19 protein-coding genes and 1 pseudogene are annotated in these 25,898 nt (G+C 58.4%); 16 read left to right on the forward strand and 4 right to left on the reverse strand.

Annotated elements, in window-relative coordinates; all coding sequences use genetic code 11:
- The first annotated feature begins 549 nt into the window (after positions 1–549).
- From ndhN to cheB, 10 genes are all read left to right on the forward strand, one after another.
- Positions 550–1,026, forward strand: coding sequence for an NAD(P)H-quinone oxidoreductase subunit N (ndhN, locus tag AC0QHF_RS07640; RefSeq protein ID WP_324703606.1), 477 nt, complete (start codon positions 550–552; stop codon positions 1,024–1,026).
- A 43-nt stretch (positions 1,027–1,069) separates the two neighbouring features.
- A complete protein-coding gene (ldpA, locus tag AC0QHF_RS07645; protein ID WP_324703607.1) occupies positions 1,070–2,173 on the forward strand; it encodes a circadian clock protein LdpA in 1,104 nt (367 codons plus the stop codon).
- Positions 2,174–2,238: 65 nt separating this feature from the next.
- The gene (locus AC0QHF_RS07650) at positions 2,239–3,984 is read left to right on the forward strand and encodes a R3H domain-containing nucleic acid-binding protein (RefSeq protein ID WP_324703608.1); all 1,746 of its coding nucleotides are present in this window, start codon (positions 2,239–2,241) and stop codon (positions 3,982–3,984) included.
- 393 nt (positions 3,985–4,377) lie between these two features.
- A complete protein-coding gene (locus tag AC0QHF_RS07655; RefSeq protein WP_324703609.1) occupies positions 4,378–5,922 on the forward strand; it encodes a CheR family methyltransferase in 1,545 nt (514 codons plus the stop codon).
- 15 nt (positions 5,923–5,937) lie between these two features.
- Entirely contained in the window at positions 5,938–7,029 is a 1,092-nt protein-coding gene (locus AC0QHF_RS07660) for a chemotaxis protein CheW (RefSeq protein ID WP_324703610.1), read from the forward strand.
- Positions 7,030–7,232: 203 nt separating this feature from the next.
- Complete coding sequence (locus AC0QHF_RS07665) at positions 7,233–8,687, forward strand: HAMP domain-containing methyl-accepting chemotaxis protein (RefSeq protein ID WP_324703611.1); 1,455 nt, start codon at positions 7,233–7,235, stop codon at positions 8,685–8,687.
- An 83-nt stretch (positions 8,688–8,770) separates the two neighbouring features.
- Positions 8,771–8,899: a hypothetical protein gene (locus AC0QHF_RS07670; protein WP_324703612.1), complete on the forward strand. Its 129-nt coding sequence runs from the start codon at positions 8,771–8,773 to the stop codon at positions 8,897–8,899.
- Positions 8,900–8,997: 98 nt separating this feature from the next.
- On the forward strand, positions 8,998–10,404 hold the full coding sequence (locus AC0QHF_RS07675) for a methyl-accepting chemotaxis protein (RefSeq protein WP_324703613.1): 1,407 nt from the start codon (positions 8,998–9,000) through the stop codon (positions 10,402–10,404).
- An 82-nt stretch (positions 10,405–10,486) separates the two neighbouring features.
- The gene (locus tag AC0QHF_RS07680; protein WP_324703614.1) at positions 10,487–12,943 is read left to right on the forward strand and encodes a hybrid sensor histidine kinase/response regulator; all 2,457 of its coding nucleotides are present in this window, start codon (positions 10,487–10,489) and stop codon (positions 12,941–12,943) included.
- A 245-nt stretch (positions 12,944–13,188) separates the two neighbouring features.
- Complete coding sequence (gene cheB / locus AC0QHF_RS07685) at positions 13,189–14,319, forward strand: chemotaxis-specific protein-glutamate methyltransferase CheB (protein WP_324703615.1); 1,131 nt, start codon at positions 13,189–13,191, stop codon at positions 14,317–14,319.
- A 17-nt stretch (positions 14,320–14,336) separates the two neighbouring features.
- Here cheB and AC0QHF_RS07690 read toward each other — a convergent pair whose 3' ends face one another.
- Positions 14,337–14,726 carry a response regulator gene (locus AC0QHF_RS07690; RefSeq protein WP_324703616.1) on the reverse strand — a complete coding sequence of 130 codons (390 nt, stop codon included), beginning with the start codon at positions 14,724–14,726 and terminating at the stop codon, positions 14,337–14,339.
- Positions 14,727–15,606: 880 nt separating this feature from the next.
- Between AC0QHF_RS07690 and AC0QHF_RS07695 the strand changes: the two genes are divergently transcribed.
- Entirely contained in the window at positions 15,607–19,317 is a 3,711-nt protein-coding gene (locus AC0QHF_RS07695; RefSeq protein ID WP_324703617.1) for a PAS domain S-box protein, read from the forward strand.
- A 347-nt stretch (positions 19,318–19,664) separates the two neighbouring features.
- Here AC0QHF_RS07695 and radA read toward each other — a convergent pair whose 3' ends face one another.
- Both radA and AC0QHF_RS07705 read right to left on the reverse strand, forming a co-directional pair.
- On the reverse strand, positions 19,665–21,335 hold the full coding sequence (radA, locus tag AC0QHF_RS07700) for a DNA repair protein RadA (protein ID WP_324703618.1): 1,671 nt from the start codon (positions 21,333–21,335) through the stop codon (positions 19,665–19,667).
- A gap of 237 nt (positions 21,336–21,572) precedes the next feature.
- Positions 21,573–21,678 (reverse strand): annotated as a pseudogene (locus AC0QHF_RS07705) (helix-turn-helix domain-containing protein); the annotation flags it as partial.
- Positions 21,679–22,045: 367 nt separating this feature from the next.
- On the opposite strand from AC0QHF_RS07705, the gene rpaB reads away from it, so the two are divergent.
- The 5 genes from rpaB to AC0QHF_RS07730 are packed head-to-tail and all read left to right on the forward strand — an operon-like array spanning position 22,046 to position 24,812.
- Complete coding sequence (rpaB, locus tag AC0QHF_RS07710; protein ID WP_324703620.1) at positions 22,046–22,777, forward strand: response regulator transcription factor RpaB; 732 nt, start codon at positions 22,046–22,048, stop codon at positions 22,775–22,777.
- A gap of 37 nt (positions 22,778–22,814) precedes the next feature.
- Positions 22,815–23,495, forward strand: coding sequence for a cofactor assembly of complex C subunit B (locus AC0QHF_RS07715; RefSeq protein WP_324703621.1), 681 nt, complete (start codon positions 22,815–22,817; stop codon positions 23,493–23,495).
- An 11-nt stretch (positions 23,496–23,506) separates the two neighbouring features.
- The gene (locus tag AC0QHF_RS07720) at positions 23,507–24,031 is read left to right on the forward strand and encodes a DUF456 domain-containing protein (protein WP_324703622.1); all 525 of its coding nucleotides are present in this window, start codon (positions 23,507–23,509) and stop codon (positions 24,029–24,031) included.
- 46 nt (positions 24,032–24,077) lie between these two features.
- A complete protein-coding gene (locus AC0QHF_RS07725) occupies positions 24,078–24,455 on the forward strand; it encodes a hypothetical protein (protein WP_324703623.1) in 378 nt (125 codons plus the stop codon).
- A gap of 21 nt (positions 24,456–24,476) precedes the next feature.
- Positions 24,477–24,812: a hypothetical protein gene (locus AC0QHF_RS07730; RefSeq protein WP_324703624.1), complete on the forward strand. Its 336-nt coding sequence runs from the start codon at positions 24,477–24,479 to the stop codon at positions 24,810–24,812.
- Positions 24,813–25,090: 278 nt separating this feature from the next.
- Here the strand turns inward: AC0QHF_RS07730 and AC0QHF_RS07735 are convergent, their stop codons facing one another.
- Positions 25,091–25,726 carry a gamma-glutamylcyclotransferase gene (locus AC0QHF_RS07735; protein ID WP_473113615.1) on the reverse strand — a complete coding sequence of 212 codons (636 nt, stop codon included), beginning with the start codon at positions 25,724–25,726 and terminating at the stop codon, positions 25,091–25,093.
- Positions 25,727–25,898: the final 172 nt, after the last annotated feature.

Genomic DNA, 25,898 nt, shown 5'->3' on the forward strand with positions numbered 1-25,898 from the left:
TCGGGAGTCGGGAGTCGGAAACTGAAACGGCTTTTCTATAAGGGTTTGAAAATTTCTGACCCCATTTCAACTGTAACTACGTGAGCGCTCGTTGCTATAAAGGGGAATGGGAAGCGATCGCATTCCTGTTAGACCAATTTCGGCGATCGGTTCTCGCCGCCGCCTTTCGTGGCGATTTAACAGCGAAGGGAAAAACGGGCAAAAAAACGAAACGGAAACCCCCCAAAATCGCCCCCAAAAATGGAGATAGAAAATTCCACCCAACTCAAAATCGAGGGCATCGATTGACGGATTTTCGAGGGGTTTTAAAACGCGGAGAAATCCGGCGGGGTGGCATCCGGTTTCACGCCCCGACCCATAGCGACACCAACCTTAAATTATATCAGTTTTCGTGCGATCGCGCCGGAGTTCGCCTCCCCAAAGTTGGGGGAATAGAAAGCCGGCGGGGGTCCGAGAGCCCTTTTTTCTTCTCCTCACCCCCCACCCCGCAGCCGATATTCTGATACATTTTAAGGACAAGCGTTTAGGAACGAGGCACCAGTTAAACCTATGGCATTGATAACAACGGGTGGGAAGCTGATTCGAGACTTGGAATCCCAGGGCGCCCTAGCCCTGTACGTCCCCCTCGAAGGCGGATTTGAGGGGCGCTACTTCCGCCGCCTGCGGGCTGCGGGATACACCACCTACAGCCTGTCGGCGCGGGGACTGGGTGACTTGGCGGCCTACCTGCTGGGGGTCCACGGCGTGCGGCCGGCCCACCTGGGCAAAAAAAGCAGTGGCAACAGCGCGGCGGTGGGAGATATCTACTACGTGCCCCCGGTGGTGACGTACCAGTTGCAACACCTGCCCCCCGACTCCAAAGGGTTGGTGCTGTGGATTCTCGAAGGTCAAATTTTGTCCTCCCAAGAGGTGGACTTTCTCAGCCGCCTGCCGAGCCTGGAGCCTCGGGTCAAAGTTGCCATCGAAATGGGGGGAGCCCGCTCGTTTCGCTGGAAACCCCTGAAAGAAGCGATCGCGGCAGCTTAAGTCCCCCATGCACCGACGCCGGAACTGTGTCACCATAGACAATGTGATCATTACCGATTCCCCGCTCAACTCACTCCGAACCGGTCGCTGGTTCAAACTCATTTGCGGAGCCAGTTACCAACATCTGCCGTCGGTTCGCAGCCTCACCCTGGCCTACACCCTCGCCGGGGCGGACTGCATCGATGTCGCAGCCGATCCCGCCGTAATCGCCGCGGCCCGGGACGGTTTGGCGATCGCCGATCGCCTCGGAGAACAGGCCCGAGAGCGGGGTTTCGGCTATCGACAACGGCCTTGGCTGATGGTCAGCCTCAACGACGGCGAAGATCCCCACTTCCGCAAGGCAGAATTCGACGCCACCGCCTGCCCCCCGAACTGTCCCCGCCCCTGCGAAACCATCTGTCCGGCGGGGGCGATCGCATTTTCGGACATCGAAAGCGGCGTGATCGACCGCCTCTGCTACGGTTGCGGGCGCTGCCTCCCCGTCTGTCCGGCCGATCTGATCCAGACCCGCTCCTACGTCTCCACCCCGGAGGCCGTCGCCCCCCTGGTGTTCCAAACCGGGGCGGACGCGATCGAAATTCACACCCAAATCGGGCGGGAAGCCGACTTCCGCCGGCTCTGGGAGCGGATTCGACCGCAGGCGCACCGACTCAAGGCGATCGCCGTTAGCTGTCCCGACGGCCCGAACCTGCTCGAATACCTGCGGACCCTCTATCAGATCCTCTCCCCCCTGCCCCCGGACACCGTCCCGATCTGGCAGACCGACGGCCGGCCCATGAGCGGGGACATCGGCCGGGGGACCACCCTCGCCGCCGTCCGACTGGGGCGGCGGGTTCTCGAAGCCCGGTTGCCGGGGTACGTCCAGCTCGCCGGGGGTACGAACGATTACACCGTCGCCAAACTGCGATCAGAAAACCTCCTGCCCCCATCCCCGTTTCCCACGGTGGCGGGGGTCGCCTACGGCAGCTACGCGCGATCGCTCCTTTCCCCCCTGTTAGAATCCGTCGAATTCATGCCCACAACCATTCACGGGATGCCCAATCCCCCCGATCCCTCAACGCTCAGTCAACTCGAAGCCCACCCCGATCGGTTGTGGAAAGCCGTCGGTCTGGCCCATTCCCTCGTTTCCCAACTCAAGGGGTTTTGAGATGGGGGCGGTCGAATGCGATCGCCCCAACTGATGCATTCGTTGAACACTTCATCGTTGAAAGTATGCAGATCACAGACGACCTTAACAGATTACTCGAAATCGTCCCCCCCAGCGTCCGCCAAAACCTGATCCGCCACCCCGAACGAGAGCGCCTGATCGAAATAGTCATGGATTTAGGTCGTCGCCCGGAGGCCCGCTTCCCCTCCCACGCGGAATACCTCTGCGATCGCCCCGTCACCTGGGATGACCTGAGCCACTGCACCTCGCGCATCGGCGACTTCAGCGGCGACAACCGGGCCGGCATCGAACAGACCCTGCACCGCATCAGCGCCATCCGCAACCGCACCGGAAAAGTCATCGGCCTCACCTGCCGGGTGGGCCGGGCCGTGTTCGGCAAAATCGGCATGATCCGGGACCTGGTGGAAACCGGCGGCTCGATCTTGATGCTCGGGCGTCCCGGCGTCGGCAAAACCACCGCCCTGCGGGAGATCGCCCGGGTTCTAGCCGACGAACTCGATAAGCGGGTGGTGATCATCGACACCTCCAACGAAATTGCCGGCGACGGCGACATCCCCCACCCCGCCATCGGCCGCGCCCGCCGGATGCAGGTCGCCCGCCCGGAACTGCAACACCAGGTGATGATCGAGGCGGTGGAAAACCATATGCCGGAAGTAATCGTCATCGACGAGATCGGCACGGAACTCGAAGCCCTGGCCGCCCGCACCATTTCCGAGCGCGGCGTGCAGCTCGTCGGCACGGCCCACGGCAACCGCATCGAAAACCTGATGAAAAACCCCACTTTAGCAGATCTGATCGGGGGAATACAAGCCGTCACCCTCGGGGACGACGAGGCCCGACGGCGGGGCTCCCAGAAAACCGTCCTGGAGCGCAAGGCGCCCCCCACCTTCGACATCGCCGTTGAGATGCTCGAACGGGAGCGCTGGGTGGTACACGAGTGCGTCTCGGCCACGGTGGACGGCCTACTGCGGGGGATGCAGCCCACCTTGCAGGTGCGGGAGATGGACGATCACGGCAACGTCACCGTCACCCAGGAACGGTACAGCCCCCCTGCCTCCCGAAATGCCCCCCCAGCCCTGGCCCCGGCCGAAACCGTCACCCCCCTGAGCGCCCCCGGCCTGCGGGGGTTGCGGGGGTCGGGGAAAATGACCCCGGTTCCGTCACCGTCAGCTCCCGCTTCCGCCGCTGCCCAGGACTTCGAGCAACTGCTCGACGCCTCCCTGGCCGGGTCCGTTGGCGGCGGGGGACTCGCTTTGGCCTCCGAACGGGGCCCCGACGGGGAGGATCTGCCCCTGCACGTCTACCCCTACGCCATCGCCCGCCACCAGATCGAACAGGTGATCCGCACCCTGACCCTGCCCGTGGCGGTCACGAAGGACATCGACGATGCCGACGTGGTTCTGGCCCTGCGATCGCACGTCCGCAACCAGTCCAAACTGCGGCAGATGGCGAAAACCCGCCACGTCCCCATCCACACCATCAAATCCGGCAACCCCCCGCAAATCGCCCGCGCCCTGCGGCGGCTGCTGCACATGGACGATCCGAGCACCCCCGAAGTGCCCGACCTGAGCCTATTTACCTCCGGCGGCTCTTCCGACGAGTTGGAAGCCCTCGAAGAGGCCCGACTCGCGGTCGAACAGATCGTCATCCCCAAGGGCCAGCCGGTGGAACTGCTGCCGCGATCGCCCAAAGTCCGCAAAATGCAGCACGAACTCGTGGAACATTACCGCCTGAAATCCAACAGTTTCGGCGAGGAACCCAACCGCCGCCTGCGGATTTATCCGGCTTAAAGAACTTCGGGAGGGATGATGAAACAATCTCTCCCGTTCCGTTCCAATTCGGCCGACCCATCGGCCGCCGCGCCTTTCCGGACGCCCATTCCCCTCAAATGGGCCGTATTTTCGCCCTCCTCAAGCCTCGGGGGGCAATAAAATGCTATCTGTAGAGAAGTCGCTTTCTCGTCGCAATTTTCCTTCGGACGGATCATAGCACCGTCACCTCCGCCCGCCTGGGTGGGGGCTGTGGAATTTTATCGCATCTACCGCCGACCCCAATAATAGACTCAGAGTTCCCCCCTCCACTCCGTCCGGCACCGTCGCAACATCCCTTCGGGATTGTTTCAATCTCGACCTCGGACTCGGCCATGTGACGATCGCCCACCCTGCTTTCTTGAAACAATTATCATGACTTCCACGATCGTTCAACAGCTCATCCAACTGGTCGCCCTCACCACGGGCCTGCACGTCCGGCCCCAGGATTACGGGAACTTCTCCCAAAAAATTTGGACTCGGGTGTATGAGCGGCACCTTTCGAGTCTGCAGGAATACTACTACCTGCTCCTGGCCGACGACACGGAAAGCCGGACGGAGTGGGCCGAACTCATGCCGCTGCTGACGACGACGGAAACCTACTTTTTTCGCGATCGCGGCCAGTTCAAGCTCCTGCGAGAGGTGCTGCTCCCCGAACTGATCGAAGCGCGGCGATCGAGCCAAATTCTGCGGCTCTGGAGTGCCGGGTGTTCCACCGGAGAAGAACCCTACTCCCTCTCGATTCTCCTGCGACAGTTGCTCCCCGACTGGGACACCTGGCAGATCCAAATTATCGGCACCGACGTCAACGAAGTCGCCCTGCGACGAGCCCGCCAGGGACTCTACAGCCCCTGGTCTTTTCGGATGGTCGATCCCTCCGTGCAGCGGGACTATTTCCATGCCAAGGGGTCATCTTGGCAGATCGACCCCAAAATCCAACGCTCCGTCACCTTTTTCCGGCTGAACCTGGTGGGCGATAATTGCGCGAATGCGCTCAAGAATTTCGGCGAGGTCGATTTAATTTTATGTCGAAATGTGTTCGTTTATTTCGAGAAACCGTATATCATTCAGGTGTTGAGAAAATTTTATCAGTCCCTCAAACCGGGCGGGTATCTGATGACGGCCCACGCCGAACTGCAGGGGTCGATTCTCGACGAGTTTCAACCGGCGGTTTTTCCCGAATCGCTGGTTTATCGGCGGCCCAAATCGGCGACCATCAGCTTTTCTCAGACCGCCCCCCTTCCGGGCCCCCACCTCCCATCCCCACCGCCACCGGAACTGAGTTATCCCGCTCCCAACCGGAGCCGATTCTCCCGGAGAGCCGCCGGGTCGGAGTCCCCGATCTCCCCCCTCTCCATCGTCGCCCCGCCCGCCGTCCCGAATTCCACCTCGGAAGAACGGGCGATCGCTATCCACCGGATCCTGCAAGAAGCGCGGCGACTCGTGAGCCAAAAAGCTTACAATGAAGCCCTCAAAAAAGTTCGGCAGTTCGCGGCGGACGACCCCCAAAATTTTGAAGCCCACTACCTGATGGCGGAAATTCACGCCAACCTCGGAGAGTACGACAAAGCAACCCATCACTGCCAAAAAGCGCTGGAAATTGATTCCCTTTCCATCCAACCCTACTATTTGCTACTGCAAATTGCCGAAGAAAAAGGGGATTTTGAAGGGGCAAAAATTTTGTCAAAAAGAATTATCTATTTGTCCGACATCTCGCCCCCGTCCATTTCCGCGCACCTGGAACTAGCCTCCCTGTACGAGCGGGAAGGAAATTGGATCAAAGCCAAAAAAGTGTACGCGACGACCCTCGCCCTGCTGAAACTGTTGCCGTCGGATGCGCCGGTGGAATATTTGGGACAAATTACCGTCGCCGAGTTGACCACTTACCTGCATCAAAAATTGAACCGCTATTCCTTTTGACCCGACGAGTTGACCATGGAAAGCAAACCATATCTGATTTTTCAATTGGGGGGATTGACTTACGCCGTCGAAGCCTTTTCCGTCCAGGAAATTTTTTCCTTACCCTCACTCACCCCCATCGTCGAAGCCCCCCCGGAGGTGGTGGGGGTGCTGAATTTGCGGGGGGATTTGCTGCCCGTCATCGACCCGAATATCCGGTTCGGATATCCGCCAAATTCCTATTCGATTCACGATGCGGTGATCGTCCTCAAAACCCCCGGATCGCGGTTCGGAATCCTCGTGAACGAAGTTTGCGAAGTCCAGATGATTTCTCCGGGGGAAATTGTCGCCGATCTGTCCGAAAATTTGACCGCCCGATTCCGGCCCGAACCCCAACCCGAAAAGAGCGGCCGCACCATCGCCGGATATGCCAAAATTGAAGATGATATCGTGATGCTCTTCGATCCCGAATCCTTTCGGGATGCGATGGCGGACTCCGACCTCGAAACTGAATCGCAGTCGGAATCGGACGTGGAAGAGCGCCCCCGCGCCCCCGAATTTGAACCCCTCAAAGGTCACGAACTCCCCGTTTTTTGTCCGGACGCGACCCCGGAAGAGCGGCAAATTTTTCGCGATCGCGCCCAAAATTTGAGGCGGAAAACCCGGGGAGAAGAATTAGCCGGTCTGATGCCGCTGGCCGTGATCGGATTGAACGGCGAATATTTCGGGGTCTCCCTGTCGATGATCCGCGAATTTACCGACATCCACAATATCACTCCCGTCCCCTGTACGCCACCGCATATCGTGGGAAACATGAACTTGCGGGGGGAAATCGTCACCCTCATCGACATTCGGGGGACTTTGGGCCTGCCGATGGACGGCGACGGCCATTCCAAAAAAGCCGCGATCGTCAAAATGAATGACTTGGTGACAGGGGTGACGGTGAACGATATTTTCGACGTCGCCTACCTCAACCGGGCCTCGATCCGGTCCGTCCCGGCGGCTCTCCGGTCCATCCAAGACGAATACTTGCGGGGGACGGCCGTTTACCGCGATCGCATGATGAGTTTGTTAGATCTCGAAAAAATTCTCGCCCAGGGCACTTTGATCGTCGATGAAGAAGTTTGAATCCATATCGACCGCCCGCAGAAAGGGTGAATCCGATCGCCGTCCAAATCTAAAAAATTCCTGAAACGATTCACCCTTCAATCCCCATCCCATCAAACTTTGATTGAACATCGCAATCCGCAGTTCCGAAGTTTCCAGCCGTCAAAATTGGCGGGATTTTGCGGGCGCGTCAAGTCCACCCGATGAGAGCAACGGTTCCGACAATGATGAAAAAATTAAGTACCAAACTCTACTGCGGTTTTTTTCTGATTCCCGCCGCAGTGCTCGTGATCGTCAGTGGCTATTCCGTCTTTTCTTTCTGGCGGATCGATTCCCGCATCGGCACGATTTACGACGATCGCGTCGTCCCCCTGCAACAGCTCAAAACCATTTCCGACGCCTACGCCGTCTTGGTTATCGATGCCGTCAACAAGGCGGATGCCGGCATCATCAGCACCGATGCCGCCTTGAATTCCATCAATGCAGCCCTGGTCGAAATTGAGCAAAATTGGGACGCCTATCTCGGAACAGACCTGACCCCCCAGGAAAAAGCCCTCGCTACAGACATTGAGCGGTTATTCGCTCCGGCCCAGATCCAGATCGAGCGGCTCCGGCAAGCCTTACAAGCGGGAAACTCCGACCAATTAGCCGCTTTCGACGGGGCTTTGTATGATGTAATTGACCCCCTCACCGACAAAATTCAAGACCTCATCAACCTGCAGCTTCAGGTGGCGGAACTCGAACGCCAGCGGGCCCGGGCGGTTTTGAACGAAACCCTGTTGTTGTTCGGATTGTTGGTTCTGGCGGCGGTGGTGGTCGCCTCTCCCTTCGGCTATTTCCTCAGCCAGTCCGTCGCCAATACCTTCAAACAGACGATCAAAGCCATTTCCGACAGTTCCAACGAAATTGCGGTGGCCACGGAGGAACACGAACGGGTTGCCACCCAGCAGGCGGCGGCGGTGAGCGAAACCACCTCCACGATGGACGAACTCGGGGCCTCCTCGACGGCGGCGACCGAACAGGCCGACGCGGCCCTCACCGGTGCAAAACAGGCCCTTAGCCTTTCCGAGAGCGGCCAGCAAGCCGTGGACAGCACCCTCGATGGCATGGGGGCCCTGCAAGACAAAGTGGATGCGATCGCCCGCCAAATCGTCCGCCTCAGCGAACAGACCAACCAGATCGGCAATATCTCCCAACTGGTCGCCGACCTGGCTAACCAGACCAATATGTTGGCCCTGAATGCGGCCGTGGAGGCTGTGCGGGCCGGGGAACACGGCCGGGGCTTCGGGGTGGTCGCCACCGAGATCCGCAAGTTAGCCGACGAGAGCCAGAAATCGGCGCAAAAAATCGGCACTCTGGTGGCGGATATCCAGACGGCGATCAACTCCACCGTGATGGTGACGGAAGAGGGGACGAAAACCGTGCGCTCGGGGGTGGATATGGCTCAAAAAACCGCCGCCGCCTTTTCCGGCGTCACCGATGCCGTCAACGAAGTGGTGATCAACAACCAACAAATTTCCCTGAATATCAAGCAACAAGCCCTCGCCATTAGCCAAGTCCTCGAAGCCATGACCGCCCTCAAACAGGGAGCCACCGAAACAGCCAACGGCATCGGACAGACCAAGAGTGGAATGCAACAGCTTAAAGCGATCGCCGCCGAGCTGCAATCCATCATTTGAATCAACAATTATTGATTGTTTTTTCCCGAAGTAGCATCTTCAGTGGATTTCAGTTTTTTGAAATCCACTGAAGGGTCATAACCATGCTTATTTTTAAACGCTTGAGGTATGGGATTTTGAGGGAATACAGCATCCCCATCATACGGATGATTGTCAGCGCCACGGTGGTCACGGCTAACGTCGGGCGGTTGCGGAGGGAGGCCGATGAATGAATTGATCATTTATAATTAATAATTATTAATTGTTTTTTTCCGGAGTAGCATCTTCGGTTGATTGCAGTTTTTCAAAGTCAAAGTGGAGAGTCGGAACCATGCTTATTTTTCAACGCTTGAGGTATTGGATTTGGGGGGGGTACAGCATCCCCATCATACTGATGATCGTCAGCGCCACGGTGGTGACGCTCAACGTCGGGCGCGTCCGACAGGAGGCGGACGAGCTGACTCAATCCCGTAAAATTGCCGAAAATATCGCGGATCTGGCGTTGGACGTCCAGCTCATGTCCCAGAGCTTCCGGGGCTACCTCCTCGACACAAACCCCGCCTCCCGCAAGGCTTTGAGACAGGCTCAAAATGAATATCAGAATGTCGTCCCGCTCTTGGAATCGATCATCGAGAACGAAGAACAAGCCCGGACTTTTCAGGAAGTGAAGCGACAAGTCGAGGAGCTCAGAGAATTTCACGATGGTGTGGTCGAATTGGTAGACCAGGGAAATCTTGACGAAGCCCGACAAGTGTGGCAGAGCGGGGGTGTCGGAGTGGAAATCGCCGAAACCATTTTCGACTTGCTCGAAGAGTTCAGAACCCGGGAATTGATGCTCGTCACCCAGCGAAAAACCGCCCAGACCCAAGCCCTGAATAACCTGGTGTGGGTGGTTTGGGGCAGCATCGGCGTGGCGGTCGTCATTTCGATCGGTTTGGGTGTCTGGATCATCACCACCATCATCCAAAGGATCACCCAGGAGGCCACCAATATCGCCCTGGCGGCGACGGAAATTTCTACCACCATCGAACAGCAGGAGCGGGTCGCCGTCCAGCAGGCCGCCTCCGTGAATCAGACCACCACCAGCATGGACGAGTTGGGGGCGTCCTCCCGCCAGTCCGCCGACCAGGCTTCCGCCGCCTCTAGCGGGGCCCGCCAGGTTCTGGAATTGGCCGGGAGCGATCGCCGGGACGGCAGCTTCGACGACACGCCCAGTTTGCGCGAAAAAATGGGGCAGGTTCAGGGGCAAATCTTGCGTTTGAGCGAGAATCTCGGCCAGATTTATAATATTACTAACCTGGTGAGCGATTTGGCGAATCAGACAAATATGCTGGCTTTGAATGCTTCCGTGGAAGCCGTGCGGGCCGGGGAACACGGCAAAGGATTTGGGGTGGTTGCCAGCGAAATCCGCAAATTGGCCGATCAGAGTCGCAAGTCGGCCGAGAAAATCGGCTCCCTGATCGCGGATATTCAAAATGCCACCAACTCCACCGTCATCGTCACCGAGGAGGGGACGAAGGCCGTCGAAAAAATCGTCAACGCCATCAACGATGTCGCCGTCAATATACAGCAGATTTCCCTAAATGCCAAACAGCAGGCGATCGCGATCGAACAGGTCATCGACGCCATGAACAACCTCAACACCGCCGCCCACGAAACGGCCAACGGTCTGGCTCAAAGTAAAATCGGCACCCGACAACTCAATGAAACCGCCCAGAATCTCAAAAATCTGGTGTGAGCCGACCGGAAAAGGGAAATAGAAAATTCGTCGATAATTGTTAATTATCAATTCTCCCCAACTTTGCACCGAGGGACAAACCATGATCGAAGATGACGAACTCCGGGAAGTTTTCAAAGTGGCCAGCGAGGAACATTTGCAAAACCTCGACGACGGCTTTTTGCACCTGGAGAAAAACCCCGGCGACACCGAAAAGCTGGAGGAATTGTTGCGGGAAGCCCACAGCTTGAAAGGAGATGCCGGAATGTTGGGGGTCAAAGATGTCTCGACCCTCGCCCACCAAATCGAACACATCTTGGGGGGCCTCAACCGTGGCGAAACCGAGTTTTCCCCCGAAGTGAGCGATCGCCTGTTTCAGGGACTCGACGCCCTCCGCAAATTGGTGGCGGAAGCCGTCACCGGGGAACCCTCCGGGGTCAACACCTTTTACGTCCTGGCCAACCTGATGGGGGCGAAGGAGCCCGAAGCGGAGGAAGCGGAGGAAGCGGAGGAAGCGGAGGAAGTGGAGGAAGTGGGGGAAGTGGAGGAAGCGGGGGAAGTGGGGGAAGGGGAGGACGGCACCTCCCCGGAACCTTCCCCCCCGGCAACTCCCGTCCCCCCGGAAACTGTCATCCCCCACCGAGCCCCCACCTACAAAATCGAAACCATCCGGGTGGCGACCCGCAACCTGGACGGGCTGATGACCCAAACCGGGGAGCTGACCGTCACCAAAACCCGCATCGCCCACCGGCTGGCCGAAATCGAAGAACTGACCAATTTGTGGGAAGAGTGGAGTCGGGACGCCTTCATCAACCGGTTCGCCCTCCACGACCTCGACTCCCGCGACGGTTCCCCCGGCGGCAACGGGGTAATGGGGCAACTGCAGAGCTACCACCAGCGGTCCATCGACCGCCTCGACCGCTTCGGCCGGATGGTCAACCAGTTGCGGAGCTCCATCTACGAGGACATGGCTCGCCTGGAGCTGATTTCCGACGAACTCGAAGAGGGCATCCGCACCCTGCGGCTGTTGCCCCTGTCCACGATCTTCAACCTGTTTCCCCGCATGGTGCGGGATCTGGCACGGGAGCAGGGCAAGCAGGTGGAGTTGGTCGTCGAAGGGGGGCAAACCCGGGCCGACAAGCGGATTCTGGAGGAGATGAAAGATCCCCTGATGCACATTTTGCGGAATGCCGTCGATCACGGTATCGAATCCCCGGACGTTCGGGAGCGACGGGGAAAGCCGGCTACGGCGATTATCCGCTTGAGCGGCTACCAGACCGCCACCAGCGTCATCATCGAGGTGAGCGACGACGGCCGGGGGTTGGATCTCGAACAGATCAAACGGACGGCCGTCAAACGGGGGATCTGCCAGCCCGAAGAACTGCCGGGAATGACTCCGACTCAAATTCAGGCTTTGATTTTCACCCCCGGTTTTTCCACCCGCAGTTTCGTGACGGAAGTTTCCGGGCGGGGTGTGGGGATGGATGTGGTTCGCACCAATGTGGAACGGCTCAAGGGGTCGATCCGGGTGGACTCGACGGCGGGGCGGGGGTGCGCGTTCCGTATTCAATTGGGGACGACCCTGGCGACAGCCCACGTCCTGCTCGTGGCGGTGGACGGGATTTCCTATGCCATGCCGGTGGAGTTCGTCCAAACCACGCAACTGGTGGACGATGAGAGCATTTTCGCGATCGAGGGGCAAGATACGATCTTGTTTGAAGACCAGCCGGTTTCCGTGATGCCCCTGTCGGAATTGCTGGAATTGAGGCCCGGTGTCCGGGAAATGGGCGATCGGCATCGGGAGGCGAGGGCAGCGGGGGGCGGTGGAAACCCGAAATTGTCGCGGGAGCGCCCTCGGGACAATTATTTGCCCATTTGGGGGCAGAGTCTCTCCCCGGCGAGTCAGAATCCATTTGGGACCCGAGAATCCCGATCTTGTATCATTTTAAGAATGGGAGAAGAGCGATTGGGTTTATTTGTGGATGCCCTCATCGACGAACAAGATGTCGTTCTCAAGCCCCAAAGCCAACTGTTGCGGCGGGTGCGAAATGTGGCCGGCGCGACGATTCTCGGCACCGGGGAAGTCTGCATGGTGTTGAATCCCCAGGATCTGATCCGTTCGGTGCGAAAGCGGTGGGGGTCTTCGGCTTCGGTGGCGGCGGTGGCGTCCCGGGAGTCAGACGGCGATCGCGATCGCAAGTCGGTCATCCTGCTGGTGGAAGATTCGATCGCCACCCGCACCCAAGAAAAGCGCATTTTGGAGGCGGCGGGCTACGAGGTAGTGACGGCGGTGGACGGACTCGACGGATTCAACAAGCTCAAAAGCCGGCCCTTCGACGCGGTGATCTCGGACGTGCAGATGCCCAACTTGGACGGCTTCGGGTTGACGGCGAAAATTCGCGAGCATCGGGAGTACAGCGAGTTGCCGATCATTTTGGTCACTTCTTTGGCCTCCGACGAGGACAAGCGACGGGGGGCACAAGCGGGCGCCAATGCTTACATCACCAAGGGATCTTTCAATCAAGACATCTTGTTGCAAACCCTGAGTCGATTGGTTTGAAAGCTGTTCCGGGCCGATTCCAGGCCCCGATCGCGCCGGGCGCACCGGTTCGGATCGTCAGTGATCATCTCGATTTCTGATTGTCGAATCACAACAATAGTTTTTACAAAAACTATTTGTTCGGACATGATCCGAGGAATGAGCAGTGAGAAATGAGGACAAAGTTTCTCTCTTCTCAAGGGGTAATACTTTTGACTTTTGAATGCGTGACTTTTGACTTTTTCAATCCACTGACTCTCAATCCTATGGCCATTCGCGTCGTGCTGGTGGAGGATTCACCAGTTGCCCTGATCATTCTCAAACGAATTTTGGCGACTTCCAAGGAGATCGCCGTCGTCGCGACGGCCCGCAGCGGGACCGAGGCCCTGGCGTTGATTCCCCAAGTGCAGCCCGACGTGATTTGTACGGACCTGCATATGCCCCAGATGGACGGTTTGGAGTTCACCCGGGAAGTGATGGCGAAGTTTCCGAAGCCGATTCTGGTGATCAGCGCCTCGGTGCAGGCGGAGGACACTTACAACGTGTTTCAACTGTTGAATGCGGGGGCCGTGGACGTGTTTCCGAAGCCGAAAACCGGTCTGGCTTCGGATTATGAAGGCGCCGGACAGGAACTGATCCGCAAAATTAAAGTTCTGGCGGGGGTGAAAGTCTTTACCAAACACCGGCGGGACGGCCGCCTAGCCACCGTGCCGAGAACCGCCGCCGATCCGGCATCGGAGCCCAAGTCCCCTCACCGGAGCACCACCCCGGTTTCGAGGGGTGCGAATGCCGGAATTTCTCTGACCCCGAGGGCATCGGAACTGCGATCGAATCACGTCCGGGTGGTAGCCATCGGGGCTTCGACGGGGGGTCCCCAGGCGCTGCATACGATTTTGACCCAGTTTCCGTCTCGGTTTCCCGTCCCCATTCTCTGCGTGCAGCATATCAGCGAGGGCTTTTTGCAGGGGTTGGTGAGTTGGTTGGATTCTCAATGTTCCCTGTCGGTGCAAATTGCCCGGGCCGGGGAACTGCCCCGAGGGGGAACGGTCTATTTTGCCCCGGAAGGGCGACACCTGGAATTCGATCGCCACGGCCGGTTTTTCTACTCTTCCGCGCCGCCGCTGGGGGGACACCGGCCCTCGATCACGGTGACATTCAATTCCGTCGCCCAGTTTTACGGGAGTCACTGCCTGGGGGTGCTGCTCACGGGCATGGGCCGGGACGGGGCGGACGGCATGGCCGCCATCGCCCTGTCAGGCGGGGTGACGGTGGCCCAGGATGAGGGGTCCTGCGTGGTATTCGGGATGCCCCGGGAGGCGATCGCCCTGGGAGCCGCCCGCTACATTCTGCCGGTGGGGGCGATCGCGGCCCTGCTGTTGAATGCCGTCAAATGTTAATTTCTCCCCGGCGAGGATTATTTTTTGACATTCAAAACCGATGCGATCGTCTGGCACAACTGTTCGGTGTCGAAGGGTTTGGTCAGATATTCGGTCGCCCCCGCCAGCCGCCCCTGGACTTTGTCGAAGGCGCCGTCCCGGGCCGTGAGCATGATAATTGGCAGGGCTTGAAATTGGGGGATGCTGCGGATAGTCCGGCACAGTTCCAGGCCGTCTATCCCCGGCATGGACACGTCCAACAACAAGACGGAAACCTTGTTGTGATAGATAATGGACAGCGCGTCCACGGCATTGTCAGCGACCAGAACTTTGTAGGTGTCGGCGAGGGCTTGTTTGACCAAACCCTGCATTACCGTACTGTCGTCTACGGCCAGGACGGTCGGTTGTAAACTTTGATTGACAGACATCGATTGAGTTTCCCTCCGTGACGCAGCCCGCTCGGACTCACAATTGAGTTCTACTCTTAGTGTAGATCGATGTCAGAACCTCTTATCGACCCGTGCAAACTGTAAACTTTTGATGCGAGATTCTCGTTTCGGCATCCTCCGAGCGAAAACCAACGACCCCGCCATCGGTATCATCTTTAAATGGCCGTCAATTGAACCCCTCCCATCCCGTCGATCGACGGTTGACCATTCCGGTCGGCTCGGAGTCATTCGGGGGCCAAAGGCACCCGTCGTCCGGCCGAATTCGATCCGTTCGGGCGATCGCGGCGACTCACAAAAATCGTCGAATTACTGTCAATTTCAACGGGCAAAAATCAAGAATGGCGCTCCCCTCCGTCGGCGGGGCAAAATCGACTCGCCCGGGAACAAACCTTCGAGTTTCGTTGCACATTTCCTGCGATCGAAGACCCCGGTTCGATTCAGTCCCCAAAATCCGGTTAAAACTCGTCAGAAAAATTAACAAATTTTTATTCTCTTGAGAGCGGCGACATCCCCATTCCCATTGTCGCCCCGAGCCATCTCCAGCCCGTTCGGGAGGGGTGGGACCCATTCACACTGTAAAGTCCGGTCAAAAATTGAAAGTCCAGCCAAAATTGGGAAAGTCCGGTCCTCCACTTTGTTAAGATTGAATGAAAGACCCTTGCGGTACGAACTTTAGACTGCGGGCCAGTCATTTGAGATCGCCGGCGAGTTAAAAAGCGATGTAGATGTCCTGCGGTTCCCCCAGCAATTGAGGGAGCGCGAAAAGAAACCCCACCGATTTGACGCGGAACCCAATTGGTGCCAGTCGATCCCCTCAGCCGGGGAATTGCTCCATGACAGTACAATTTCAGGTAAAACTATGTCCAGACTCGATGGTCGAGTTCTCTCTCAAATCGTCGGTACCGAGCCCGACATCTCGTTCAACGATTTAACTCGCCTGGCCGCCCACATCGCCCGAGCGCCCATCGCCCTGATCAGTTTCATAGACACTTCGCACCAGTGGTTGAAAGCGCAAACGGGCTTGTCGGGGGACGCGGACGGGTATTTGGATTTTTGCGCCCGGGCCGCGCGCCTCAATCAACCTCCCGCCGGCGACCAAAAAAACGCCGACGGCGGCCGGCCGGTTCCCGAACCCATCGTCGTCAAAGACGTGGGGGAAAACCGACAGCTCGCCACCCACCCCCTCGCCCAGGCCGACCCGGCGATCGCATTTTACCTGGGGATTCCCATCGTCACCCCCCGGGGCTTCCAGGTCGGGATGCTCTCCCTGATGGATTACCGCCCCCGGCACCCCGCCGCCGAGGAAATCCTCGCCCTGCAAACCCTCGCCCGCCAAGCGATCGGCCAGATCGACTGTCACCGGCAACTGATCAACCTGCAGGGCAAATTGGGCCGGCTCGAAACCATCATCCGAGAACGGAAACAAATTTGGGATGTCGTCCGCCAGGAACGGGACTTCGTCAACGGTGTCTTGGACACCATCAGCGCCCTGGTGGTGGTGATCGACCCCCAAGGCCGGATCGTGAGATTCAACCAAAGCTGCGAACAACTGACGGGCTATCGGGCCGCCGAAGTCGAGGGGCTCTACCTCCAGGATTTGGGACTCTCCATCTTTAGCCAAGAGTGGGAGGTGTTCGACTGGGGGTTGGAAGCCGTCGAGTTCGACGAGCCGCCCAAACGGCGCAACGGCCAGAACAGGCTCCAACTCGGCGTCGCCCAATTTCCCAAACAGTGCGAGAATTGCTGGAGCGGCACCGACGGTTCCTCCCACCTGATCGCCTGGTCCAACAGCGCCATCGTCAACCCGGACGGTTCCCTGCGCTACATCCTGGGCAGCGGCATCGACATCACCAACCGCAAGCAGTCCGAAGAGATGCTGCGCCTGCTCGAACGGGCGATGGCGGCCAGCCCCAACGGCATCGTCATTTCCGAGAAAACGGCCGATGACGCCCCGATCATCTACTGCAACGCGGCCTTCGAGCGGCTGACCGGATATCGCAAGGCCGAAGTGATCGGGCGCAACTGCCGCTTTCTCCAGGGGCCCGACACCGATCCGGGGGCGATCGCCGAGATCCGGGAGTCCCTCAGCCGAAACCGGGGGTGTCAGGTGACGTTGAAAAATTACCGCAAGGACGGCACTCCCTTCTGGAACGAGCTGGCTATCTCCCCCGTCCTCGACTCCCGGGGGCGGCTCACCCACTACATCGGCATCCAGACCGACATCACCGAGCGCAAACTCTCGGAAGATGCCCTGCGGGAGAGCGAGGCCCGCTACCGCCTCCTGGCCGACCACGCCACGGACTTGATTTCCCGGCACGACGCGGAGGGGATTTACCGGTACGCTTCCCCGGCCTCCCGGGCCCTGCTGGGCTACGAACCGGAAGAACTGGTGGGACGTTCGGCCTACGAGTTTTTCCACCCGGACGACATCGATCGCATCAAAGAATCCCACCAAATCCTGCTCGACACCTCCGACGTGGATACGGTCAGCTACCGGGTGCGGCGACGCGACGGCACGTTCATCTGGTTTGAAACCACCTCCCACAGCCTCCGCGACCCGGAAACGGGCCGCATCCAGGAAATCGTCTCCATCTCCCGGGACGTCACCGAGCGCAAACAGGCCGAGGATGCCCTGTTGGAGCGATCGCACCTGTCCCTGTTGGAGGCGGAAGTCGGCAAGGCCCTCGGACACGGCGGCACCATCTCCGCCATCCTCAACCGCTGCGCCAAGGCGATGGCTCAATATCTGCGGGTCGATGGGGTGTCCATGTGGACCCTCGACCCCCACACCAACCAACTCGAACGGCAGGCATCCGAGGGAATCAGCACCCTGAGAGCCCCCGACCCCCCCGCGGCGCCCCCATCCGCCTCCCCCTGTCAGGGGGGTTGCGAAACCTCCTCCCCAACCCTGGAACTGCCGCTGGTGGTGGAGGGGCGGTTGATGGGGATGATGGCGATCTGCAGCGCCGCCCCCCTGTCTCCCCAAGTCCGGGACGTCCTGGGCTGGATCGCTAACGCGATCGCGGTGGGCATCGACCGCGTCCGGGCCCGGGAAGAATTGCAGAGCCGCCGGGAGGCCCTGCTGTTCCGGCTGGCTAACCAAATTCGCAATTCCCTCGATATCGACACCATTCTGGGGACGGCGGTGAACGAGATCCGCAGCGTGCTGCAGATCGACCAGTGCCACTTCCTCTGGTACCTGCCCACCCACCCCGACCAACCCAACTTCGCCATCACCCACGAAGCCCGAGATCCGAACCTCTCGGAGGTGTTGGAAGACTATCCCCCCGAAAAAATCGGCTGGCTGGCGACTAGAATTAACAACCGCGAAACTGTCCAGGTCAACGACCTCAAGAACACGACGGTGATCGACGAGATGACCCGGGTATTTTTGGGCGAGGCGGGCATTTCCTCCGAGATCCTGCTGCCCTTGGAAACGCGGTCTGGGCAGCGGGGGGCGGTGGTGTGCAACCAGTACCACCACCCCCGGGATTGGATGGCCAGCGACGTGGAGCTGCTGCGGGCGGTGGTGGACCAGTTGGCGATCGCGATCGACCAGGCGGAACTCTACGCCCAAACCCGGGCTGCCGCCCTGGCTGCCCAGACCCAGGCCTTCCACCTCAGCGAGGCCCTGCAGGACCTCCAGCAAAAAGAATCCCAACTCATCCAGAGCGAAAAAATGTCGAGTTTGGGGCAGATGGTGGCGGGGGTGGCCCACGAAATCAACAACCCCGTCAACTTCATCTACGGCAACCTCACCTACGCCCGGGACTACACCCAGGATCTTCTCGACCTGGTGGAACTCTACCAGGAGGAGTACCCGGAACCGAAGGAGGTGATCCGGGAGCGGATCGACGAAATCGACCTCGATTTCCTGGTGGAAGATCTGCCGAAGATCCTGTCCTCGATGGAAATGGGGGCCGATCGCATCCGCCAGATCGTCGTCTCCCTGCGGAACTTCTCCCGCCTGGACGAGGCGGAAATGAAGCCGGTGGACATCCACGAGGGCATCGACAGCACCCTGCTGATCCTGCAAAACCGCCTGAAGGCAAAAGGCAGCCATTCCGGCATCCAACTGGTCAAAGAATACGGGCAACTGCCCAAGGTGGAATGTTACGCCGGACAGCTCAACCAGGTGTTCATGAATATTCTCAGTAACGCGATCGACGCCCTGGACAACCAACCAGACCCGCGCACCATCACCATCACCACCGAAGTCGTCTCCGGCGAAACCCCGGCCAACCTCGTCTCCCTTCCCTCCCACGGTTGGCCCGCCGAGGGGCTCGAAACCCAAGCCACCCCGAAACCCCCCGCCTCCCAACCCGACCAGGTGTTGATCCGCATCAAAGACAACGGCCCGGGAATCAACGAAGAGGTAAAAAACCGCCTGTTCGACCCGTTCTTCACGACCAAACCCGTGGGGAAAGGCACGGGACTCGGACTCTCGATCAGCTACCGCATCGTGGTGGAAAAACACGGCGGCGTCCTCAAATGTCTCTCCGAAGTCGGCTCGGGGTGCGAATTTTGGATTCAGATCCCCGTGCAGCCACCGCCGGAACTCAGGAATTAGGGAGTCGGGAGTCGGTATTAGGGAGTCGGGAGTCGGGAACGGACTTGATCTGACTGACTAGAGCGATTGACAAGGTGGTTAGTTACACAGTTATGCTCCAACCGAGTCCACGCTTGCGTGGACTTTTGCTGTGAGCCTTGAAATTCATTTCAAGGCGGGTCTAAAATGGGTAGATCTGTCCTAACCGTTCTGGCGGTTGCTATATAAGCTTGCCTCCGGTCGCCTCCGGTCGCCTCCGGTCGCCTCCTGTGCTCCCTCGGCTCCCTCCCTATTCCCTATTCCCTATTCCCTATTCCCTATTCCCTATTCCCTATTCCCTATTCCCTGCCTCCCCTGCCCCTGTGCCCCTAAAATCCGATATCGTCGTCGTCCTCATCCTGGGGGACGCTGGGGGGATGGGAAGGGATGGAGGCGATGATGGCGTCGATGACCTTGGCGACGGGGAGGATCTGCATTCCCAGGTCGCCCGGTTTTTGTCCCTTGGGGACGATCGCCCGTTTGAAGCCCAATTTCGCCGCCTCCCGCAGCCGCAATTCCAGTTGGGACACCGGGCGCACCTGGCCGCCCAGGCCGACTTCGCCGATCAGGATGGTGCGCGGATCGACGACGCGATCGCGGAAGCTGGCCACGATCGCGATCGCCACCCCCAAATCCGCCGCCGGTTCGTCCACTTTCAACCCCCCCACGGAAGCGACGATCGCATCTAATTTGGACAGGGGAATCCCCACCCGCTTCTCCAAAACCGCCAGAATTTGCAGCAGGCGGCTGCTGTCCACCCCCGTCGTTGCCCGCCGTGCCGAGCCGTAGCTGGCCGGACTCACCAGAGCTTGAATTTCGACGACAATGGGACGAGTTCCCTCCATCGAGACGATGGTGGAGGTTCCCGGCGAAAACTCGTCCCGGTTGCCCAAAAACAACTCCGAGGGGTTGACCACCTCCTGCAACCCGTGGGCGACCATTTCAAACACGCCGATCTCGTGGGTGGCGCCGAAGCGATTTTTCATCGATCGCAGCAGGCGGTGGGAGGCGAAGCGATCGCCCTCGAAATATAACACCGTATCCACCAAATGCTCCAGCACCCGGGGACCGGCCAGCGCCCCGTCCTTGGTGACGTGGCCCACGATCAGCAGGGTGATATTCTCCCGCTTCGCCACCTGCATCAGAGCCGACGTACACTCCCGCACCTGAGCCACCGAACCGGGCGCCGAGGTGAGGCTGGCAAAATAAATGGTTTGGATGCTGTCGATGATGGCGAGGGTGGGTTTAAGGGACTCCAACTCCCGCAAAATCACCTCCAAATCCGTTTCCGGCAACAAAAACAGATCCGGTTCCACGATTTCGGGGGGGTGTGAATTTGGGGACTGTTTCCCATTTTCCACCGGCGGAGACGGTTCCGGGGAAGGATGCGCGGCATTTCCGTTGCCCTCCTGCTGGTTCCGCAACTCCTGAGTAAACGGATCGACGGTAACGGGTTCGGCGGGTTCCGGGGGGTGATGGTTGTCGGATTCAGCCTCCGTTTCTTCCCCGTCCCCGCCGTTTTCCCCGACTTCCAACCGCTGAGCCCGCAATTTCACCTGCTGCCCCGACTCCTCCGCCGAGACGTACAAAACCCGCGACTTTTGGGATAAACTGTTGGCAACTTGTAACAGCAGCGTCGATTTGCCGATGCCCGGTTCGCCCCCGATCAGCACCAGGGAACCCGGGACGATGCCACCCCCAAGGACGCGATCCAACTCCCCGTAGCCGGAGGGCATCCTCGATTGGGTCTGGTCGGAAATTTGAGACAGTTTGAAAGATGCCCGGGGTTCTCCCTCCGTCGCACTCTTTCCCGACGATAGAACGGCGGCCCCTTCTTCGCCGAGGGTACTCCAACTAAACCGCTGCATGGATGGGGGTACAGACTGTTCGACCTCTTCTTTCAAGGAGTTCCAGGCGTGGCAGTTGGAGCAGCGTCCAAAAAATTGGGAAAACTCGGCTCCGCACTCCTGACAAATAAAAAGCGTTCGCGGCTTTGCCATTGCTTACAATAATAGGTTTTGACACTCTCCGCGAAGACAGCGACGGAGATTCGGGAATCAGACAAAAGGCTCTCACAGGCGTAGTTAAGTCGCCTCTAATAGGTTGCCGAAGCTTCCCTTTACGTTAACGTATTTCTTGGCTGCGATCGCCAAATCTCGGTGTGGTTGTGATCAAATTGGGGCAGATCGCCAGAACGCCCAGAGTTTCGACCCGTGGAGTGTCAAGGGGTTCTGTGCCAACGCCTTGTTGTATACTAGGCGGACACAACCCAAAGTCCTCCACAACAAGTTTTCGGAGCTCGGTGCTCAGGTAGAATCGATATCGGTAGGCTTTCTGGGTCATTTTGTGAGTTGAGCACCGACTCTGTAAAGAGTCCAAGGCTCCGAGTCGGTCAAATTTCGGGACATCGAGTCCCTCAACGTTGAGCGCAGTCGAAAGGTTGACCCGGAGCCGAGTCGAAGGGAGTGTCAGTCGCAGGGAGCGGAGTCGAACACATCCGATCGAAAAGTCACCCTGCGTTCGGGCGAGGTCTTAGACCCAATTTTCTGATAAGGTAAACGAAGACGCAGCTTTGCCAAATTTAACACGCAACAACGGGGGTCGCCTGCCGAGGCGGTGGCTCGCACCCTTCCAGGTTAGAGGGCGATCGCACCAACTGTTGCACGATCAGAACTGTAACCGAATGTCGTTGAGGGAGTGTTGAAGTCAATTGGAAAACCATAAGGAAAGAATTTTAGTCGTCGATGACGAGGCCAGCATCCGCCGGATTTTAGAAACCCGCCTGTCCATGATCGGTTACGACGTGGTGACGGCAGCCGACGGAGAGGAGGCGTTGGAAACCTTTCGAGAGATGGACCCCGACCTGGTGGTTTTGGACGTGATGATGCCGAAACTCGACGGATACGGGGTGTGTCAGGAATTGCGGAAAGAGTCCGACATCCCGATCATCATGCTCACCGCCCTCGGAGATGTGGCCGATCGCATCACGGGGTTGGAGTTGGGCGCTGACGATTATGTGGTGAAACCCTTTTCGCCCAAGGAATTGGAGGCCCGCATCCGCTCGGTCCTCCGCCGTATCGACAAAGATGGCGGTTCGGGTATTCCCAGTTCGGGAGTGATCCACATCGCCAGCATCCGCATCGATACGAACAAGCGCCAAGTTTACAAGGGGGACGAGCGCATCCGCCTCACCGGCATGGAGTTCAGCCTCCTGGAATTGCTGGTGAGCCGCTCCGGAGAGCCGTTCTCCCGCTCGGAGATCTTGCAGGAGGTTTGGGGCTACACCCCCGAGCGCCACGTGGATACCCGGGTGGTGGATGTCCACATTTCCCGGCTGAGAGCCAAGCTGGAGGAAGACCCCAGCAACCCGGAGTTGATTTTGACGGCCCGGGGGACGGGGTATCTGTTCCAGCGCATCATCGACCCCCCCGAGGTGGGTTGATGGGATCTGGCGGTGGGTTGTCAAACGTGGATTAAAGATGGCTGAGGTCGATTCTAACCGGGTGCTGCGACTCCTGCCCCTCTGCGTCGGTAGTTTGGGGGGGGTGCTGCTGCTGGTCAATCGGGTGCTGACCCCCCAGGTTTTGGACTCCCAAGCCCGCTCGGATGCCTTGGGGGTGATTTTGAGTGCTGTGTTGATTTTGACCACCTTGCTGTGGCAGCAAATTCGACCAGTCCGACCGGAGGCGGTGCAGTTGAAGGGCCGGCAGGGCTTCGAGTTGAAGGCGGATTTGCCGGAGGTGGCGAAAACGGAGCTGGCCTGGGCGTCTCACCTGCTGTTGAGCAATACGGCGACGCGATCGCTGGTGGTGTGGTGGGATTCGCAAGTTTTGCTGCGGCGGGGGATTTTGGGGGAAAATGAGCGGGTGGAACCGGGGGCGATCGTGCGGCGGGTGCTGGAGAAAGGTAAGCCCGTCTACCTGGTGAATTTGGCTCTGTATCCGGGGCGGGTGGAGTTCGACTATCTGCCGGAAAATACTCAGGGGATTATCTGTCAGCCGGTGGGTTCGCGCGGGGTTTTGATTTTGGGCGCCAACGCCCCCCGCAGCTACACGAAACAGGATGAAATTTGGATCGAGGGCATCGCCGATAAGTTGGCGGATACTTTGACCCGCCTCGGGCCGGAGAGTTCCCAAAAAACTGAGGCTGCCGACATTTAACGGGGATTGGGATGTTATTAATACTTTACTGGATACTGGTGCTGGTCATGGTCGTGGGGGTCGTCGGGGCGGTGGTTCCGGGGCTTCCGGGGTCGAGTCTGATCGTGGGGGCGGTTTTGGTCTGGGCGTTCCTGGCTGGGTTCGCCGGTATGGGGTGGCCCCTGGGGGTGGCGATCGCGGTGTTGTTGCTGAGTGTGGGGGTGGATTTCCTGAGTGCCTATCTCGGTGCCCGACAGGCCGGGGCGAGTCGCTGGGGCCAGATCGGGGCGATTGTGGGGCTGCTGCTGGGTTTTTTCGGGCTGCTGCCGGCTTTGCCCTTCGGGGGCCCGCTGTTGGGACTGTTAATCGGGCCGCTGGTGGGGGCCTGGGTGGGGGAGTTTCTCTACCGCCGGGAATTGCCTCTGGGGGAGCGAATTCGGCTGGCGGCTAAAGCGGCGATCGGGATCTTCGTGGGGACGGTGTTGGGAAATATCTTCCAAGGACTGCTGGCCCTGGCGGCGACGGTGGTGTTTCTGATTACGACCTGGCCTTACTGAACAGTTGATAAACGTGGCGATCGCATCCTTTTGAAGGGGTATTTCTATGGAAATTGTGTTTGAATCAACTGAGGATTTCAATCGCAGTCTGGCTCGATTTAGCGGGCCTGAACAGTCAATTATCACCGATGAAGTCGAGCGCTGGGTTCCGTTACTGTTGACCGAAAAAGGTTTTCGAGAACGGCGACTGCACCAATTTTTTCAGTTTGATTTGAGAAACAATTACGGCTCCTCCCTCTACTCATTTATCGTCAACTATTACCTCCGTGTTATTTTAACCATTGACGAAGATCCGCTCTGCGATCGCCTGTTAATTACCCTATTTGATGTGGTCGAAAGCCGGGAAGCGGCGGTGGCTTACAAGCGGGTCGGCGATTCCATCTATCGCACCCTGATCGAAACGTCCTTATCCCCCAAATCATAAGGTAGAAAGGTAGAGTTGATTATGATATCACAGGTTCCCCGATTGGTTGACGATCGCGGCGTGATCCGCCAAGCGTGCAAAATGTTGCCCGAAGCGCTCAAACTTAAATTTTTGGAGGCCCTGGCAGAACTGCAAGATCCGGAATCTTACCAGAAAAAATACTTTCCCGTCAGCCGCCTCAAACGGGTCAAAGGAACGCGACTCAACATCTATACCGTAGACATCGAACCGACTTCAAAATGGCTGTTCTACCTCCAATATGAAGAGGGAAACTTGTACTTGAGGGAACTGGTGAAACCCACCAACAACGGCTCCAAAACCAGCCTCGATATGATCGCCGAAGTCAACGATTTTTGAGCGCCGGACGCGGGGAATCGGGAGTCGGGAGTCGGGAGGAAAAAAGGACAATGTGTCACGGGTATAGCGCTGCGCGCTGGGGTGTGCTCGGTGCTCGGTGCTCGGTGGGGAAGAGGAAGGGGGGGATAAGGGTTTCGAGGTTTTTCCCTTTTTCCAGAACGGTAAACACGCGATCGCGATACCTGCGATAAGGAAAAAACATTCTCCCATCTCCCCCGACATCCATTCCCGCAGATGTTTTCCCGTTGATTCTCGGGATTAGATATCAGCAAAAAGAATCAGGAAATTCGAGAAAAATGGGTGACGGGCGGGCGACTCACTTGCAATTGTCGCCGCTGCAAACTGTGCATATGCTCGAATAATTTCCAGCAATATTCCTGGGTCAGACCGCAGGTGACGGCGCCCCGCAACACGACGTTAAAATACCAGTCGTTCGGGGCCAGTTCCTCCGGAAGTTTCTCGATCACCATGTAGGTTCGCACGTTTTTGTAATGCTTGCCACCGGCGTGAACTTCGATGATTTCCGGGCGATACCCCCCGACGTGGACGTTCCGCTGGGGGTCGATTTTCACCTCTTCCCGCTTGTCGAGGCGATCGCTCAACCGCCAGGGCAACTGATACAATACTCCTTCTACATGGGAATGGGGATCTCTGACCACATCCAACGCGCCGCAGTTGCGACGTCGGGAACGGCGGTAAAAACCCAACCGGTAGCCCCGCAAAATTGCCGGCCCGATGACGTAAGCGTGGGTGGGTTCGCCGAGGGTTCGCTGCAAGTCCACCGGACACATACAAGAACCGTAGGCGAAATAATAAAATGTCGGTTCGGAAATCGTCTGGGATGGGGATTGTTCGTCCCACTCGATGGGATGGATTAGTTTTGATCGCGCGATCGCATCCGCCGGGTTGCTCAACGGGACCTCCTCGCAAATTTTGCCAAACTCTGGTCTATTGTAACGGGACGGACCCGCCCTCAAGTTGTATCCCACACGACAGAGAAACAAAGCCCATACGAAAAGAGTTCGGGAGCTTGATAGCTCCGTCTCTTTAGAGCGGAGTGGAAAAGCGACACGGCGGCTTTAGCCG

It is taken from the genome of Lyngbya sp. CCY1209, from assembly GCF_055795065.1.

Bases quoted from the DNA above. Each gene is read 5' to 3' on its own strand.
- AC0QHF_RS07695 (WP_324703617.1), top strand. From the start codon at position 15,607: ATGTCCAGACTCGATGGTCGAGTTCTCTCTCAAATCGTCGGTACCGAG.
- AC0QHF_RS07690 (WP_324703616.1), bottom strand. From the start codon at position 14,726: ATGTCTGTCAATCAAAGTTTACAACCGACCGTCCTGGCCGTAGACGAC.
- AC0QHF_RS07660 (WP_324703610.1), top strand. From the start codon at position 5,938: ATGGAAAGCAAACCATATCTGATTTTTCAATTGGGGGGATTGACTTAC.
- cheB (WP_324703615.1), top strand. From the start codon at position 13,189: ATGGCCATTCGCGTCGTGCTGGTGGAGGATTCACCAGTTGCCCTGATC.
- AC0QHF_RS07720 (WP_324703622.1), top strand. From the start codon at position 23,507: ATGTTATTAATACTTTACTGGATACTGGTGCTGGTCATGGTCGTGGGG.
- AC0QHF_RS07650 (WP_324703608.1), top strand. From the start codon at position 2,239: ATGCAGATCACAGACGACCTTAACAGATTACTCGAAATCGTCCCCCCC.
- AC0QHF_RS07725 (WP_324703623.1), top strand. From the start codon at position 24,078: ATGGAAATTGTGTTTGAATCAACTGAGGATTTCAATCGCAGTCTGGCT.
- AC0QHF_RS07680 (WP_324703614.1), top strand. From the start codon at position 10,487: ATGATCGAAGATGACGAACTCCGGGAAGTTTTCAAAGTGGCCAGCGAG.
- radA (WP_324703618.1), bottom strand. From the start codon at position 21,335: ATGGCAAAGCCGCGAACGCTTTTTATTTGTCAGGAGTGCGGAGCCGAG.
- AC0QHF_RS07670 (WP_324703612.1), top strand. From the start codon at position 8,771: ATGCTTATTTTTAAACGCTTGAGGTATGGGATTTTGAGGGAATACAGC.
- AC0QHF_RS07715 (WP_324703621.1), top strand. From the start codon at position 22,815: ATGGCTGAGGTCGATTCTAACCGGGTGCTGCGACTCCTGCCCCTCTGC.
- AC0QHF_RS07730 (WP_324703624.1), top strand. From the start codon at position 24,477: ATGATATCACAGGTTCCCCGATTGGTTGACGATCGCGGCGTGATCCGC.
- AC0QHF_RS07675 (WP_324703613.1), top strand. From the start codon at position 8,998: ATGCTTATTTTTCAACGCTTGAGGTATTGGATTTGGGGGGGGTACAGC.
- AC0QHF_RS07655 (WP_324703609.1), top strand. From the start codon at position 4,378: ATGACTTCCACGATCGTTCAACAGCTCATCCAACTGGTCGCCCTCACC.
- ndhN (WP_324703606.1), top strand. From the start codon at position 550: ATGGCATTGATAACAACGGGTGGGAAGCTGATTCGAGACTTGGAATCC.
- AC0QHF_RS07665 (WP_324703611.1), top strand. From the start codon at position 7,233: ATGATGAAAAAATTAAGTACCAAACTCTACTGCGGTTTTTTTCTGATT.